Below are 15,579 nucleotides of genomic sequence, written 5' to 3'. Positions count from 1 at the left end.
CGCCGCTAAGGCAACGGGGAATTCAAATCTGTGGCCCTGGTGGCCGGATAAATGCTGCTATGACTTTGTTATCGACAAGTATTGGCAAAGCTTTATTTTTTTATAATGTAATACGAATTGTGCCATCAATATTGGCAATGCCGCTAACAATCTGCCCGGAGGCCATGCGCACTCGCACGCCGTCTTCGGCGGCGGCGTTGGTCATCGCTTTCCCAGCACCGCTGATATTAAATCCATCACCCTGCGCCAACACCTGTACCGTTTGCCCGGCCTTGACCGCCCAGGCCCGTCTTAGCATGACCGTATTCAACGGCTGCCCAGGGCTGATATTGCGCAGGCTGACGGCACCGATCGCCTTGGCGTTATCAATCAGGGTACGAGGCGGCAGGGTGTCTAATCGGCCGGTTTTCAGCTTGATATCATCTGCGGTGAGTTTGCTGCCCGCACTGATCCCCCGTGCTGCCACCAGATAATGTCCCACCACCTGCACCTGCGCCTGAATAAAACGTCGCTCCTGGCCACAACGGGCCGAGATGCTGATGTTACCCCAGCGGCGAGCATTCTGAGGCATCGAAAGCTGCGGCAATTCGCACTGCGGCCAACGGCTTGCTGGCGTGCGCACCAGCACCTTGACGTCGGTCACGTTGGTACTAGTGGCAAATTGTGACTTGATAAAGTTCTCCACCTGTCCGTCCAGGCCCTCGGCGTGCGCGTTCAGGCCGATCAGCAAGCCGACCAACAGCAGGATACTTTTCATATTTTCCTCACAGACGCAGCGACCACAGGGGGACAAGTGTAACCGTTACGCGCGCAGGCTAAGCAGACAAATAGCGACGCATTTTGCCCTTATTCCCACGATAGGCTGACAGGTAGGGCGTTTATGCTGTCGGCTCCAAATTCTAACCTCGCGGAGGGAGCATGCTCGACAAATTGGACGCTGCTCTGCGTTTTGGCCAGGAGGCGCTGAACCTGCGCGCCCAGCGGCAGGAAATCCTGGCGGCCAACATCGCCAACGCAGATACGCCGGGCTATCAGGCTCGTGATATCGATTTCGCCAGCCAACTGAACAAGGTCATGGAGCAGGGGCGCGTCAACGGCAGCGGCGTGGCACTGAATCTGACCTCGGCTCGCCATATCCCGGCGCAGAATATGCAGCCACCGTCTCTGGATCTTATGTTCCGCGTACCGGATCAGCCTTCCCTGGACGGCAACACGGTCGATATGGACCGTGAGCGCACCAACTTTGCTGATAACAGCCTGAAATATCAAACCGACCTGACGCTGTTGAACGGCCAGATCAAGGGCATGATGTCCGTGCTGCAAGGAGGATAATTCCCATGTCGTTATTGAATATTTTTGATATTTCCGGCTCGGCCCTGTCCGCGCAATCCCAGCGTCTTAACGTCAGCGCCAGCAATATGGCCAACGCCGACAGCGCCACCGGCCCGGATGGCCAGCCTTATCGGGCCAAACAGGTGGTGTTTGAGGTTGCGGCGGCACCGGGCCAGTCGACCGGCGGCGTGCGTGTTGCGCAGGTGGTAGACGATCCCTCGCCGGAGCGCTTGGTGTTTCAGCCGGGCAACCCGCTGGCGGATGCCAAAGGCTACGTGCGGATGCCCAACGTCGATGTAGTAGGGGAAATGGTCAACACCATCTCGGCCTCGCGCAGCTATCAGGCCAACGTCGAAGTGTTGAATACCACCAAATCCATGTTGATGAAAACCCTGACGCTGGGTCAGTAACCGGAGCTTTTATTTATGGCCATTGCCGCCACCACCAATGAATCACTCGACAACAGCATTGCCGGTACCGGCGCCAAAAGCGGTGCGAATGGCAATACCAGCCAGGATCTTAGCAACAATTTCCTGACGCTGTTGGTGGCCCAGTTGAAAAACCAGGACCCCACCAACCCGATGCAAAACAACGAACTGACTACCCAACTGGCGCAGATCAATACGGTTAGCGGGATCGAGAAGCTCAACACCACGCTGGGGTCGATCTCCGGCCAGATCAGCGGCAACCAGTCAATCCAGGCCAGTTCGCTGATCGGCCACGGCGTGATGGTACCGGGCAAGGAGATCCTGGTGGGTAATGATGCTGGCAAGGTCAGCACCACGCCGTTTGGCGTAGAGCTGGAACGCACCGCCGATTCGGTGACGGCGACCATCAGCGATGCCACCGGCAAAGTGGTTCGCACTATCGAACTGGGCGGTCTGACCGCTGGTGTGCACTCCTTCTCCTGGGACGGTTCGCTGGAAGATGGCACCAATGCGCCCGACGGTTCTTACACCGTGGCGATCAACGCCAAAAACGGCGGTGAGCAGTTGGTGGCGCAGCCACTGCGTTTCGCCATGGTTAACGGCGTCACGCGCGGTACGGACGGGGCAAAACTGGATCTGGGCGTGGCGGGGACCTCAACGCTGGATGACGTGCGCCTGATCCTGTCCAAACTGGGTTCGCCAGACTAAGCGCAGTGATTTTCCACGTCGGCAATGGATCACGCGATCCTGAAGACACCTTTTTAAATGACCTATTTCGGAGAACGACATGGCTTTTTCTCAAGCGGTCAGCGGTTTAAACGCGGCTGCAACCAACCTGGATGTGATTGGTAACAACATCGCCAACTCCGCCACCTACGGCTTTAAATCTGGCAGCGTATCCTTTGCCGATATGTTTGCCGGCTCGCAGGTCGGGCTGGGGGTGAAAGTGGCGGGGATCACCCAGAACTTCAACGGCGGTACTACCACCAACACCAACCGGGCAATGGATATCGCCATCAGCCAGAACGGCTTCTTCCGTATGCAAGACGCCGATGGCGGCATCTTCTATACGCGTAATGGGCAGTTCATCATGGATGCCAACCGCAACATCACCAACATGCAAGGGTTGAGCCTGACCGGCTACCCGGCTGCTGGTTCGCCGCCAACCATCCAGCAAGGGGCCGATCCGGTACCGCTGAGCATCCCTGAAGGCATGATGAACGCCAAAGCCAGCACCAGCGGCAATATGGTGGCCAACCTGAAATCGACCCATAAGCCACCGGCGGTGACGCCATTCGATCCCAACAAGACCGACTCGTTTAACTACGTCAACACCATTACCACCTATGACACCCTGGGCAACGCTCACAACATCAACGCCTACTTTGTTAAAACGGCGGATAACAAGTGGGACGTTTACACCCAGGACGGCAGCGTGACGGGTGCTCCGTCGGCCAAAGCGGGCAGCCTGAACTTTGACAACAGCGGTACGCTGACCGGCACGCTGAATGCGCAGGGTCAGCCAAGCACCACGCCATTCAACCTGGTCGTGCCAATGTCGGCTAAAGACGGCGCGCTGGCGCAAAACTTTAACCTGAGCTTTGCCGGTAGCCTGCAACAGAACGTCGGCAGTGACTCTGTCAGCAAGATTTCCCAGGACGGCTATGCCACCGGGGAATACCAGGGTTTCCAGATCAACAAAGACGGCACCGTGGTCGGGGTATACAACAACCAGCAGACCCAGTTGCTGGGGCAGATCGTGTTGACCAACTTCTCCAACCCGGAAGGGCTGGCCGCACAGGGTGATAACGTCTGGAAGGAGACCGGTGCTTCAGGTCAGCCACGTGTGGGCCTGGCGGGCGGCGGCGGTTTCGGTTCACTGACCAGCGGAGCGCTGGAGTCTTCCAACGTCGATCTGAGTCAGGAACTGGTAAACATGATCGTCGCGCAGCGTAACTACCAGTCAAACGCGCAAACCATCAAAACCCAGGATTCGATCCTGCAAACGCTGGTCAGCCTGCGCTAATAGGATTGATTTATGGATCACGCGATTTATACCGCGATGGGTGGAGCCCGGCAGACGCTGGAGCAGCAGTCGGTCACGGCCAACAACCTGGCCAACGCCTCCACGCCGGGGTTCCGCGCACAGCTTTCGGCGCTGCGTGCGGTGCCGGTTGATGGGCCAAGCATGCAGACGCGGACGCTGGTGGCAGCTTCGACGCCGGGGGCTGACATGAGCCAAGGGCCGCTGAACTACACCGGGCGGCCACTGGATGTGGCATTGCAGCAGGACGGCTTTCTGGCGCTAAGGCTGCCGGATGGCACTGAAGCCTACAGCCGTAACGGCAGCATCCAGATCTCCTCCACCGGGCAGTTGATGGTGCAGGGTGTGCCGCTTATGGGCGATGGCGGGCCAATCGAAGCCCCGCCGCAGGCAGAACTGACGCTGGCGGCGGACGGCACCATCTCGGCGTTAAATCCGGGCGATCCGCCTAACACCATTTCCCAGATTGGCCGCTTGAAGCTGGTGAAGGCCGATGCTCGGGAAGTGGTGCGCGGGGACGACGGCCTGTTCCATCTGACTGCCGAGGCTCAGCAGCAGCGTGGCAACCAACTACCGAACGATCCTGATGTACGGATCATGCCGGGGGTGTTGGAGGGCAGCAACGTCAAACCGCTGGAGACGATGGTGGATATGATCGCCAACGCTCGCCGGTTCGAAATGCAAATGAAGGTCATCCACAGCGTGGATGAAAACGCACAGCGCGCCAACTCATTGCTGTCAATGAGCTGAGTGCAGAGGAATAAATCATGATCCCATCCTTATGGATTGCCAAAACCGGTCTGGATGCGCAGCAGACCAATATGGACGTGATCGCCAACAACCTGGCGAACGTCAGTACCAACGGGTTTAAACGCCAGCGTGCGGTGTTTGAAGATCTGCTGTACCAGACCATGCGTCAGCCCGGGGCTCAGTCTTCCGAGCAGACCACGCTGCCTTCCGGTTTGCAGATTGGTACCGGCGTACGTCCGGTGGCGACCGAGCGCATCCACAGCCAGGGCAACCTGTCGCAGACCAACAACAGCAAAGACGTGGCGATCAAGGGGCAGGGCTTCTTCCAGGTGGTGTTGCCGGATGGCACCCAGGCCTATACCCGCGATGGTTCATTCCAGATCGATCAGAATGGCCAGTTGGTAACCGCCAGTGGTTTTCAGGTACAACCGGCGATCACCATTCCGGCCAACGCCCTGAGCATTACCGTGGGCCGTGATGGCATCGTCAGCGTGACCCAGCAGGGCCAGACGGCGGCGCAGCAGGTCGGGCAACTGACGTTGACCACCTTTATCAACGATAGCGGTCTGGAAAGCATGGGTGAAAACCTGTACCAGGAAACCGAAAGCTCCGGCGCGCCTAACGAAAGTACCCCTGGCCTCAACGGGGCAGGCCTGTTGTATCAGGGTTATGTTGAAACCTCTAACGTCAACGTGGCGGAAGAGCTGGTCAACATGATCCAGACCCAGCGCGCCTATGAGATCAACAGCAAAGCGGTATCAACGTCTGACCAGATGCTGCAAAAGCTGACGCAACTGTAATCGACGGGCGCGGCTTGCTGCGCCCGTAATCCTTATCCAGAGCAACAAAGGCGATACCCGTGGTAACCACCTTTTTAGCGGCCAGCGTGCCGCAGCAAGGCAAACGCGTCCTGGCCGGGCTGCTGATGCTGACAGTCGGCGGCTGTGCCTATATTCCGCATACCCCCCTGGTTGACGGGGCTACCACGGCTCAGCCCGCTCCGGCAGGCGCTCCGGTGCCGAACGGTTCGATTTTCCAGACGGTGCAGCCGATGAACTACGGCTATCAGCCGCTGTTTGAGGATCGTCGCCCGCGTAATATCGGCGACACCCTGACCATCGTGCTACAAGAAAACGTCAGCGCCAGCAAGAGCTCATCCGCCAACGCCAGCCGCAACGGATCCAGCAAATTTGGCGTAGCCACTTCACCGCGTTACCTCGACGGGCTGCTCGGTAACGCGCGCGCCGACATGGATATCTCCGGCGACAGCACCTTCGGCGGCAAGGGCGGGGCCAACGCTAACAACACCTTTAACGGCACCATTACCGTCACGGTCAATCAGGTCTTGGCCAACGGCAACCTGCACGTGGTGGGCGAAAAGCAAATTGCCATCAATCAGGGCACCGAATTCATCCGTTTCTCCGGTGTGGTTAACCCCCGCACCATCAGTGGCAATAACTCGGTCACGTCCACCCAGGTGGCGGATGCACGCATTGAATACGTCGGCAACGGCTATATCAATGAAGCGCAGACCATGGGGTGGCTACAGCGCTTCTTCTTAAATGTTTCACCGTTCTAAGGATTGACCGATGTTGAAAAAGTTACTTCTCACACTGTCCATGATGCTGGTTTGCCTGCCCGCGACGGCGGAACGCATCCGCGATCTGGTGACGGTACAGGGCGTACGCGACAACGCGTTGATTGGTTACGGCCTGGTCGTGGGGTTGGACGGCTCTGGCGACCAGACCATGCAAACCCCGTTTACCACCCAGAGCCTGAGCAACATGCTGTCGCAACTGGGGATCACCGTACCGCCAGGCACCAACATGCAGTTGAAAAACGTGGCAGCGGTGATGGTAACCGCCAAGCTGCCGCCGTTCTCCCGTGCGGGGCAGAACATTGACGTGGTGGTGTCCTCAATGGGTAACGCCAAGAGCCTGCGCGGCGGGACATTGCTGATGACACCGCTCAAAGGCGTGGATAATCAGGTCTATGCGCTGGCACAGGGTAACGTGCTGGTCGGCGGTGCCGGTGCGTCCTCCGGGGGTAGCAGCGTGCAGGTCAATCAGTTGGCCGGTGGCCGTATCAGCAACGGCGCTTCCATCGAACGCGAATTGCCTACCACCTTCGGCCAGGATGGCGTGATCAACCTGCAACTGAACGACGATGATTTCACCCTGGCACAACAGATCAGCGATGCCATCAACCGCCAGCGCGGCGGCGGCACTGCCTCTCCGCTCGATTCCCGTACCGTGCAGGTGCTGGTGCCACGCGGCAATAGTTCGCAAGTGCGTTTCCTGGCGGATATTCAGAATATCAGCATTAACGTTGGGGCGATGGATGCCAAAGTGATCATCAACTCCCGTACCGGCTCGGTAGTAATGAACCGCGATGTGGTACTGGATTCCTGCGCGGTGGCACAAGGGAACCTGTCGGTGGTGGTCGATCGGCAAAACACCGTCAGCCAGCCGGATACGCCATTCGGCGGTGGCCAGACCGTGGTGACGCCGAATACCCAGATTTCCGTGCAGCAGCAGGGCGGCTCACTGCAAAAAGTGAACGCCAGCGCCAACCTCAATAACGTGGTTCGCGCGTTGAATGCCCTGGGGGCGACGCCGATCGACCTGATGTCTATCTTGCAGGCAATGCAGAGCGCTGGTTGCCTGCGCGCCAAACTGGAAATTATCTGATGAGCAGCGATCTGATGGCTATGTCGGGTGCTGCCTATGACACCCAGTCGCTGAACGGCTTGAAGCGAGATGTTGCCGCCGATCCGCAGGGCAATATCAAGCAGGTGGCCCAGCAGGTGGAAGGTATGTTCGTGCAGATGATGCTGAAAAGCATGCGTGCGGCGTTGCCGCAGGATGGCGTGTTGAGCAGCGATCAGACGCGGCTGTATACCTCGATGTACGATCAGCAGATCGCCCAACAGATGTCGCAGAAAGGCCTGGGGCTGGCGGACATGATGGTCAAGCAGCTCTCCGCCGGAAACAGCCGCCCAAGCGAAACCGCAGGGACGGTGCCGATGGCACTGGACAACGAGGTGTTGCAGACCTTGCCGCGTCAGGCATTGGAACAGATGGTACGCCGGGCGGTGCCAAAAATACCTTCGGCGCCTCCCTTGCCGTTGAGCAACGGCAATTTTGTGGCGCAGCTGTCTATTCCGGCACGGGTTGCCAGCCAGCAAAGCGGTATTCCGCATCAGTTGATCATGGCGCAGGCCGCGCTGGAGTCTGGCTGGGGGCAACGCGAGATCCCGGCGGCGGATGGCTCACGCAGTTACAACCTGTTTGGTATCAAGGCCGGTAGCAGTTGGGACGGTCCAGTGACGGAGATCACCACTACCGAGTTCGAGGAAGGGGTGGCGAAGAAGATCAAGGCCCGCTTCCGCGTCTATGGCTCCTATATGGAAGCGATTGGGGATTACGTCAAACTGCTGACCAACAACCCGCGCTACGTCAACGTTGCCAGTGCCAGCAGCCCCGAGCAGGCGGCACATGCGCTGCAAAAGGCCGGCTATGCGACCGATCCGCTGTATGCCAAAAAGCTGGTCAGCATGATCCAGCAGATGAAAAGCACTGGGGAGCAGGTAACCAAGGCCTATACCCACGATTTGCAGGATCTGTTTTAGCCGTCGGGCGCTGCATGCAGCGCCTATTTTTTTACTCAAGTTTGCCGTCAGATGGCCGATAACCCAAACAGGCTGGATGGCAACGCCCGGCACAATTTTTGACCTCTGTGGGCCGCTGGCACCGCAGCATAAGGAACCTCTATGTCCAACAGCTTAATCAATACCGCGATGAGTGGCCTGAATGCGGCGCAGGTTGCGCTTAGCACCGTCAGTAATAATATTTCCAACTACAACGTGGCGGGCTATAACCGTCAAACCGCGATCCTGGCGCAAAACGGCGGCCTGGGCACCATGAACGGATTTATCGGCAACGGAGCCACCGTGACTACGGTCAATCGCGAGTATAACCAGTTCATCATGACCCAACTGCGCGGGGCGCAAAGCGAAGCTTCGGCCCAGAACAGCTACTTCGAAAAGGTCTCCCAGATCGACAACCTGCTGGCGTCTAAAACCAACACCCTGGCATCGGGGATGGAAGATTTCTTCAAAAATCTGCAAAACGTCGTCAGCAATGCCGGGGATGACGCAGCCCGTCAGACCGTGTTAGGCAAGGCCAACGGCCTGGTGAATCAGTTCAACAATGCGGACAAGTATCTGCGCGATATGGATGCGGGCGTCAACCAGCAACTGAGCGACAGCGCCAACCAGATCAATACTTACAGCCAGCAAATCGCCCGCTTGAATAACGAAATCACCCAAGTGCGGGCCAGCAGCGGCGGCAGCGAGCCGAACGCCTTGCTGGATCAGCGCGATCAGTTGGTGACGGAGCTTAACAAGGTGGTCGGCGTTCAGGTCACCCAGCAGGACGGTGATGCCTATACCGTGACCTTCGCCAACGGTTTGACGCTGGTGCAGGGCAACTCCTCCTATCAGGTGACGGCGATGCCTTCCAGCAAAGACCCGTCTCGCCTGACGCTCGGTTACGATCGCGGCAATGGCGCTAACGAAATCCCGGAAAGCCAGATTGGCAGCGGCAGCGTCAGCGGCGTGCTGAAGTTCCGTAGTGAATCGTTGGACGGCGCACGCAACCAGTTGGGGCAACTGGCCCTGGCGCTGGCCGATAGCTTTAACCAGCAGCATCGCGAAGGCTTTGATATCAACGGCGATCCGGGGGAGGATTTCTTCAGCTTCTCAGGTGGGCGTACGGTCAACAATACCAACAACACCGGCAATGCCTCGCTGTCGGTCTCCTTTACCGACACCAGCAAGGTCAAGGCCAGCGACTACCGCATGGAGTTTGACGGTGCCAACTGGCAGGTCACTCGCCTGTCCGACAACGTCAAGGTACCTGCCACCGCAGGCACCGATGCGGATGGCAAACCGACGCTGAGCTTTGATGGCCTGGAGATCGGCGTGACGGGCAACGCGAAAAAGAATGACAGCTTTACCGTGAAGCCGGTTAGCGATGTGGCCGGTACCCTGAAGGTTGCCATCAGCGACTCGGCCAAGTTTGCTGCCGCAGGAACGGAAGATGGCGGTAAGGGCGATAATGACAACGTCAAGAAACTGCTCGATCTGCAAACCGCCAAAGTGGTGGATGGCAAAGCAACCTTGAGCGGCGCCTATGCCGGATTGGTCAGCAGCGTGGGTAACCAGACCGCTACCGCCAAGGTCAACGCCACCGCACAAACCAATATTGTGACCCAATTGCAAACCCAACAGCAGTCCATCTCCGGGGTTAACCTGGACGAAGAGTACGGCGAACTGCTGCGTTTCCAACAGTATTACATGGCCAATGCGCAGGTGATCCAGACCGCCAGCTCGTTGTTTGACGCCATACTGAATATTCGTTGATTTTACCGTTAACCGCAGCCGGTATGCTGGCTGTGGATGCCCTTAGTGAGGAACCCAACCCATGCGCATGAGCACCAGCATGATCTACCAACAGAATCTGTCGGGGGTCACCAATAATCAGTCTCTGTGGATGCAGTCCGGGCAGCAGCTTTCCAGCGGCAAGCGCGTGCTTTACCCTTCGGACGATCCGTTAGCGGCGTCACAGGCGGTGATGATCTCGCAGTCGGTGTCAGAAAACAGCCAGTACGCATTGGCGCGCACCTTTGCCCGTCAGAATATCTCGATGGAAGAAACCGTGTTGCGTAGCGCCGCCGACGGCATCAAGGACATGAAAACGCTGATCGTCAACGCCGGTGACGGCACGATCAGCGACAATGACCGTGACTCTTTGGCCACCCAGTTGCAGGGGCTGAAAGATCAGCTACTCAGCCAGGCCAACAGCACCGACGGTAACGGCCGTTTTATTTTTGCCGGCTTTGCCAATGACAAAGCCCCGTTTGTCGAGCAGGGTGGCAAGGTGGTTTACCAGGGCAGCAGCTCGGCCATTGAGCAGAAAGTGGACGCCAACCGCACCATGACCGTGGGCCACACCGGCAGCTCGATATTTATGTCGCTGACCAGCAATATCAAACCGGAACCGGACGGCAGCCCTTCCGAAGCCAACGTGTTCGAGAGCATCGACATGGCGTTGAAAGCGTTGAAGACCCCGCTGCAGGGGGCCGATGAGGCTACCCGTGAGCAGGTGACGGCAGCGCTCGATAAGGCAACCCGTGGCCTGGATAACAGCTATAACAACGTGCTGAGTACCAATGCGGTGCTGGGGACTCAGTTGCAAGAGTTGGACGTGCTGGACAGCATCGGCATCGAAAACAATACGGCTAACCAAAATCAGCTGACCGCGCTGGTTGATGCGGATGTGGTGGAGGCGATTTCGTCTTACTATATGCAGCAGGCGGCTTTGCAAGCCTCTTATAAAACCTTCAGCGATATGCAAGGTATGTCGTTATTTCAGATGAATCGATAAGAAATAGTTATTCACGCTTGTAGGGCACTGCGCCCTATAACGTGGATATAGAGCGCAGTACCGTTTTTACACAGCCTGATTTAACGGCGGGAAACGTCAGGATATTCAGGCTGGATAAGTGATCTTACTATTTTTAACGCTACGCATTAAAAACAGATTATTTTTTCTTTTTGGCTACGGTCCAGATTTTTCCGCAGGCGGACGCTGTGATCTGAATGCGATTAGTGGTCCAATGCGCCATGCCCAAGGCTCTGCGTGCTTTTCTGTTAGTTTTCGCTTTCATTTGATGCTCCTGGCTATATTGAGATAAATAAAGTCCCGCCGCCATAAGGTGCGGTTATTTTATTTTCTGGGTGTTCCGTTAATGTTAATAAATCACGTGACCAGCTTAATGGTCTGTTACCGTTTTTTATACGGCGTGGGATTTATTTAATGAGGCCATTCTAAGGGGGGTATTTTATTATTCAAGCCCGGCAGGATAATCGCCGCTAAATCTGGTTAATTTCACTTTTTCAACTTTTTATCTCGGAAAATATCTTTCCCTGCTAGTTTGTCTCGCGGCAAACCTCTGTGTTAAGGGGACATACCGCCGATCACTGCCGCCAGCCGATCGAAAAACTCACCGAACAGATGCTCGCAGAAGGGGGCCAGCATCGGCATCATCATGCCAAGGGTCAACATGCCGATGGTTAACGTGACCGGGAAACCGATCACAAATACCGAAAGCTGCGGGGTAACGCGGTTGAGCAGGCCAAGCGCCAGGTTCAGTGTCAGCAGCAGGCAGATCAGCGGCAGCGCCAGCATCATACCGTTAATGAAGATCAGTGTTCCTGCCTGGGTCAGCGCCAGGAAACCGTTGCCGTTCAGCGGCTGTGCCTGGATCGGCAGGGTATGGAAGCTGTCTGCCAGCAGCGAGATCAGCCACAGGTGACCATCGAAGCTGAGGAACAATAACATCGCCAGCAGGTTCAGCAGGCGCGCCAGCAGTGGCGTATTGGGGCCGCCGGAGGGGTCGAAGAAGGTAGCGAAGGACAGCCCCATCTGCATGCCGATCACCTCACCTGCCAAGCGCACTGCAGCAAAGGCGAACTGCATCGTCAAACCGATCGCCACGCCGATCAGGATCTGCTGTACGGCCAGCCACAGGCCGGTGACGGAAAACAGGGGGATATTGCTGGTAGGCAGCGTGGGAGCGATTAGCAAGACGATCAGGCCGCCCAGGCCAATTTTCACCCGCTTGGAGATCTGTTTTTCGCTGAACAGCGGGGCGGTGCTAATCAGCGCCAGGACGCGCAGCAGAGGCCAGAAGAACTGGCTGAGCCAGACGCTGAGTTGGGCGCTGTCAAAGGTTAGCATGGTTAGCCGATCAGGTTCGGCAGGTTGCTGAACAGCATGCGCATGTAGTCCAGCAGCAGGTTGAGCATCCACGGCCCGGCAACGATCAGGGTGGCGACCACGGAGAGAATTTTGGGAATGAACGACAGCGTCATTTCGTTAATCTGCGTGGCGGCCTGCAAAAGGCTGACGATCAGCCCGCTGAACAGCGCGGCCAGCAGCAGCGGGGCGGCTAGCGCCAGCGCCACTTTCATCGCTTCCGTACCCAGCGCCATTACCGATTCAGGTGTCATCTCTTTTCTCCAATATGGGAGGTTGCGTTCTGCCCCTCACCCCAACCCTCTCCCGAAGGGAGAGGGGGCTAATCTGTGCTCTTGGTAAGCCTGTGCTCCTTCGGCAAGAGCTCTAAAGTAACAACAAACTCGATAGGTCCCTTCTTCGAGGGGAGAGGGGGCTAATCTGTGCTCTTGGTAAGCCTGTGCTCCTTCGGAAAGAACACTAAAGCAACAACAAACTCGATCGGCCCCATCGTCGAGGGGAGAGAGAGCTAAATGCTGCTCTTGATAAATCTCTGCACCTTCGGCAAGAATACTACGGCATCAGCACACTCGATCGGTCCCCTCTCCTGGGGGAGAGGGTTAGGGTGAGGGCGAGGGGGCAACACCGATCTAGCTATAAAAACTCTGCGCCAGCGATCCCAACAGCAACTGCCAACCATCCACCAGTACAAACAACATCAGCTTGAACGGTAGCGAGATGGTCGCGGGTGGCACCATCATCATCCCGAGCGCCATCAGCACGCTGGCCACCACCAGGTCGATGATCAGGAACGGAATAAACACGGTAAAACCAATCTGGAAGGCGGTTTTCAGCTCACTGGTGACATAGGCGGGCAACAGAATACGCATCGGGACGGCCTCTGGGCCTTCCAACGCGGGCAGGTTAGCCAGCCTGGCATACAGGGCGAGATCGCTTTCCCGCGTCTGGCGCAGCATAAACTCGCGCAGCGGTTGCGAACCTTTGTCGATCGCTACCTCCATGCTGATCTTGTCCTGGCTGAACGGCAGGTAGGCATCCTGGTACACCTTGTCGAACACCGGTGACATGATGAAAAAGGTCAAGAACAGCGCCAGCCCCAGCATCACCTGATTGGGCGGTGCCGACGGGGTGCCGAGGGCGTTACGCAGCAGCCCCAGCACGATGATGATGCGGGTGAAGCTGGTCATCATCAGCAGCATCGCTGGCAGGAAGCTGAGTGAGGTGATCAGTACCAGCGTTTGCACCGGCAGCGTCCAACTTTGGCCGCCGTTGGCAGTAGGTTGGCTAATCAGCCCCGGCAACTGTGCCAAAGCCGCAGGGCTGAGAAGTAGCAGGCCAGCGGCCAGCAGCGGGCCAAAAGCCCGGCGATGGGAGAGTGGATTCATGCCGATTTATCCGGGCGTTTTAATACGTTTTGCATTAACTGGCGGAAATCTGCCGGTGATTTATGGTCGGTTGCTTCCTGTGCCGGTGGGGCGGGCAGGGTGTGCAACGGGGTGATCTGCTGAGCCGTAACGCCCAGCACCAGCCAGGTGTTATCCACTTCAACCACCACCACGCGTTCGCGTTGGCCAACCTGACAGCTGGCACGCAGGTTGAGCAATTTTTGATTGCCACGGGCCTGCGGGGCAAAACCCAGCCGGCGAAACAGCCAGCCAGCGAGCAGGATCAGCAGCAATATAGCGCCGAGCGCGCTGCTGACCTGCATCAATACCGAACCGGTGGGCAGCGCCGAACCGGCGGGCTGCTGGGTGCTTTGCGTCTGCACGCTGGCGTTGGGGTTCATCAGCGGCTCAGGCGGCGCATGCGCTCGGAAGGCGTGATGATATCGGTGATGCGTACGCCGAACTTGTCGCCGACCACCACCACTTCGCCCTGAGCAATCAGATAGCCGTTGATCAGGATATCCAATGGCTCACCGGCCAGACCATCCAACGCCACCACCGAGCCTTGCGACAGGCGCAGCAGTTCTTTGATGGTCATCTTGGTACGGCCCAGCTCCACGGTCAGCTTGACCGGAATATCCAGGATCAGATCGATATCTTGCAGGCTACCCAACGCATCCTGAGCTTCCAGCGACTTGAATACGCCTTCGGTAGAGGCGGATTTTTCGGTCGCCTGTTGCTCGTTAAACGCATCAGCCCACAGATCGTCTACGGAGTCCTTCTCTTCGCCAGACGGTTGTTTAGGATCACTCATTGGGCCGTTCCTCACTCAGGGCATTCAAAATAGGGTTAATCAAATGTTCAACACGCAGGGCGTACTGCCCGTTCAAGGTGCCGTATTGGCTGGTCAAGACCGGGACGCCGTCAACATGGGCGATCAGGCGTTCCGGCTTATCGATCGGTAACACGTCGCCCGGCTGGAGTTTCAGCACTTTCGACAGGCGCATCGGGATATCGACAAAGTTGGCTATCAGTTCAAGTTCGGAGTGCTGAACCTGTTTCACCAGCGTTTCTCGCCACTGGCTGTCTTCCTGGCGGGAGTTCTCCACCGGTGGGTTAGTCAGCAACTCGCGCAATGGCTCGATCATGGCGAATGGAATACAGATATTGAACTCACCGCTCAGCGCCCCGATCTCCACCTGGAACGGCGTGGTTACCACGATATCGTTGGGAGAGGTGGTGATATTGGTGAACTTGACCTGCATTTCGGCACGTACGTATTCCACATCGATCTTGTAGATGGCGCTCCAGGCATCGCCGTAGGCGTCCAGCGCCAAACGCAACATACGCTTGATCACCCGCTGTTCGGTTGGCGTAAATTCCCGGCCTTCGACCTTGGTAGGAAAACGGCCATCGCCACCGAACAGGTTATCCACGGCGATAAACACCAGGCTGGGGGCAAACACAAACAGCGCCGTGCCGCGCAATGGGTTCAGGTGGACCAGGTTCAGGTTGGTCGGCACCGGCAGGTTGCGGGCAAACTCATGGTATGGCTGGATCTTGATCGCCCCGACGGTAATGTCCGGGCTACGGCGCAACAGGTTAAACAGCCCCATGCGAAACTGACGGGCAAAACGCTCGTTAATGATCTCCAGCGCTTGCAGGCGCTCACGCACCACGCGGCGTTGGGTTGTGGGATCGTAAGGTTTGACCTCGCTTTCATGACCGATGACGGCGGCGGGTTCATCCCCCGCGCTGTCGCCATTGAGCAGTGCGTCGATCTCGGCCTGTGAAAGAATATTGTCGCCCATGGTTTA

At 57.4% G+C, this 15,579-nt stretch carries 19 protein-coding genes; 11 read left to right on the top strand and 8 right to left on the bottom strand.

Annotated elements, in window-relative coordinates:
• Positions 1-100: 100 nt before the first annotated feature.
• Positions 101-757 (bottom strand): flagellar basal body P-ring formation chaperone FlgA, encoded by a 657-nt coding sequence (gene flgA, locus WN53_RS23975; protein ID WP_024487042.1) that lies wholly within the window; start codon positions 755-757, stop codon positions 101-103.
• 161 nt (positions 758-918) lie between these two features.
• Between flgA and flgB the strand changes: the two genes are divergently transcribed.
• The 11 genes from flgB to flgL all read left to right on the top strand — a co-directional run bounded on the left by flgB (position 919) and on the right by flgL (position 11,003).
• The gene (gene flgB / locus WN53_RS23970) at positions 919-1,332 is read left to right on the top strand and encodes a flagellar basal body rod protein FlgB (protein WP_024487043.1); all 414 of its coding nucleotides are present in this window, start codon (positions 919-921) and stop codon (positions 1,330-1,332) included.
• Positions 1,333-1,337: 5 nt separating this feature from the next.
• Complete coding sequence (gene flgC, locus WN53_RS23965) at positions 1,338-1,742, top strand: flagellar basal body rod protein FlgC (protein WP_021180939.1); 405 nt, start codon at positions 1,338-1,340, stop codon at positions 1,740-1,742.
• A gap of 15 nt (positions 1,743-1,757) precedes the next feature.
• Positions 1,758-2,468: a flagellar hook assembly protein FlgD gene (flgD, locus tag WN53_RS23960; RefSeq protein WP_024486455.1), complete on the top strand. Its 711-nt coding sequence runs from the start codon at positions 1,758-1,760 to the stop codon at positions 2,466-2,468.
• Positions 2,469-2,547: 79 nt separating this feature from the next.
• On the top strand, positions 2,548-3,786 hold the full coding sequence (gene flgE, locus WN53_RS23955) for a flagellar hook protein FlgE (RefSeq protein ID WP_024486454.1): 1,239 nt from the start codon (positions 2,548-2,550) through the stop codon (positions 3,784-3,786).
• Between the two features lie 12 nt (positions 3,787-3,798).
• Positions 3,799-4,554 (top strand): flagellar basal body rod protein FlgF, encoded by a 756-nt coding sequence (locus WN53_RS23950; protein WP_021180942.1) that lies wholly within the window; start codon positions 3,799-3,801, stop codon positions 4,552-4,554.
• A 17-nt stretch (positions 4,555-4,571) separates the two neighbouring features.
• Positions 4,572-5,354, top strand: coding sequence for a flagellar basal-body rod protein FlgG (flgG, locus tag WN53_RS23945; RefSeq protein ID WP_021180943.1), 783 nt, complete (start codon positions 4,572-4,574; stop codon positions 5,352-5,354).
• A 125-nt stretch (positions 5,355-5,479) separates the two neighbouring features.
• Positions 5,480-6,133, top strand: coding sequence for a flagellar basal body L-ring protein FlgH (flgH, locus tag WN53_RS23940; protein WP_046808516.1), 654 nt, complete (start codon positions 5,480-5,482; stop codon positions 6,131-6,133).
• Between the two features lie 10 nt (positions 6,134-6,143).
• Positions 6,144-7,244, top strand: coding sequence for a flagellar basal body P-ring protein FlgI (locus WN53_RS23935; RefSeq protein WP_021180945.1), 1,101 nt, complete (start codon positions 6,144-6,146; stop codon positions 7,242-7,244).
• Positions 7,244-8,185: a flagellar assembly peptidoglycan hydrolase FlgJ gene (gene flgJ / locus WN53_RS23930; RefSeq protein WP_024486452.1), complete on the top strand. Its 942-nt coding sequence runs from the start codon at positions 7,244-7,246 to the stop codon at positions 8,183-8,185. The genes WN53_RS23935 and flgJ overlap by 1 nt, the downstream gene beginning before the upstream one ends.
• Positions 8,186-8,326: 141 nt before the next feature.
• Positions 8,327-9,979 (top strand): flagellar hook-associated protein FlgK, encoded by a 1,653-nt coding sequence (flgK, locus tag WN53_RS23925; RefSeq protein WP_024486451.1) that lies wholly within the window; start codon positions 8,327-8,329, stop codon positions 9,977-9,979.
• A gap of 61 nt (positions 9,980-10,040) precedes the next feature.
• Entirely contained in the window at positions 10,041-11,003 is a 963-nt protein-coding gene (flgL, locus tag WN53_RS23920; protein WP_024486450.1) for a flagellar hook-associated protein FlgL, read from the top strand.
• A gap of 157 nt (positions 11,004-11,160) precedes the next feature.
• Here the strand turns inward: flgL and sra are convergent, their stop codons facing one another.
• The 7 genes from sra to fliM all read right to left on the bottom strand — a co-directional run bounded on the left by sra (position 11,161) and on the right by fliM (position 15,573).
• Positions 11,161-11,286 (bottom strand): stationary-phase-induced ribosome-associated protein, encoded by a 126-nt coding sequence (gene sra, locus WN53_RS28820; protein ID WP_098930689.1) that lies wholly within the window; start codon positions 11,284-11,286, stop codon positions 11,161-11,163.
• Between the two features lie 290 nt (positions 11,287-11,576).
• A complete protein-coding gene (gene fliR, locus WN53_RS23915; protein ID WP_046808336.1) occupies positions 11,577-12,359 on the bottom strand; it encodes a flagellar biosynthetic protein FliR in 783 nt (260 codons plus the stop codon).
• Between the two features lie 2 nt (positions 12,360-12,361).
• The gene (gene fliQ, locus WN53_RS23910; RefSeq protein WP_021180950.1) at positions 12,362-12,631 is read right to left on the bottom strand and encodes a flagellar biosynthesis protein FliQ; all 270 of its coding nucleotides are present in this window, start codon (positions 12,629-12,631) and stop codon (positions 12,362-12,364) included.
• A 375-nt stretch (positions 12,632-13,006) separates the two neighbouring features.
• On the bottom strand, positions 13,007-13,762 hold the full coding sequence (gene fliP, locus WN53_RS23905; RefSeq protein ID WP_037413205.1) for a flagellar type III secretion system pore protein FliP: 756 nt from the start codon (positions 13,760-13,762) through the stop codon (positions 13,007-13,009).
• Entirely contained in the window at positions 13,759-14,163 is a 405-nt protein-coding gene (fliO, locus tag WN53_RS23900) for a flagellar biosynthetic protein FliO (RefSeq protein ID WP_024486400.1), read from the bottom strand. Before fliO ends, fliP begins: the two co-directional genes overlap by 4 nt.
• Complete coding sequence (gene fliN / locus WN53_RS23895; protein ID WP_021180953.1) at positions 14,163-14,576, bottom strand: flagellar motor switch protein FliN; 414 nt, start codon at positions 14,574-14,576, stop codon at positions 14,163-14,165. Before fliN ends, fliO begins: the two co-directional genes overlap by 1 nt.
• A complete protein-coding gene (fliM, locus tag WN53_RS23890; RefSeq protein WP_021180954.1) occupies positions 14,569-15,573 on the bottom strand; it encodes a flagellar motor switch protein FliM in 1,005 nt (334 codons plus the stop codon). The genes fliN and fliM overlap by 8 nt, the downstream gene beginning before the upstream one ends.
• Positions 15,574-15,579 lie beyond the last annotated feature (6 nt).

This window comes from Serratia fonticola (assembly GCF_001006005.1).
In the GTDB taxonomy this organism is placed as follows: domain Bacteria; phylum Pseudomonadota; class Gammaproteobacteria; order Enterobacterales; family Enterobacteriaceae; genus Chania; species Chania fonticola.
This window is presented reverse-complemented; position numbering and strand designations above follow the sequence as displayed.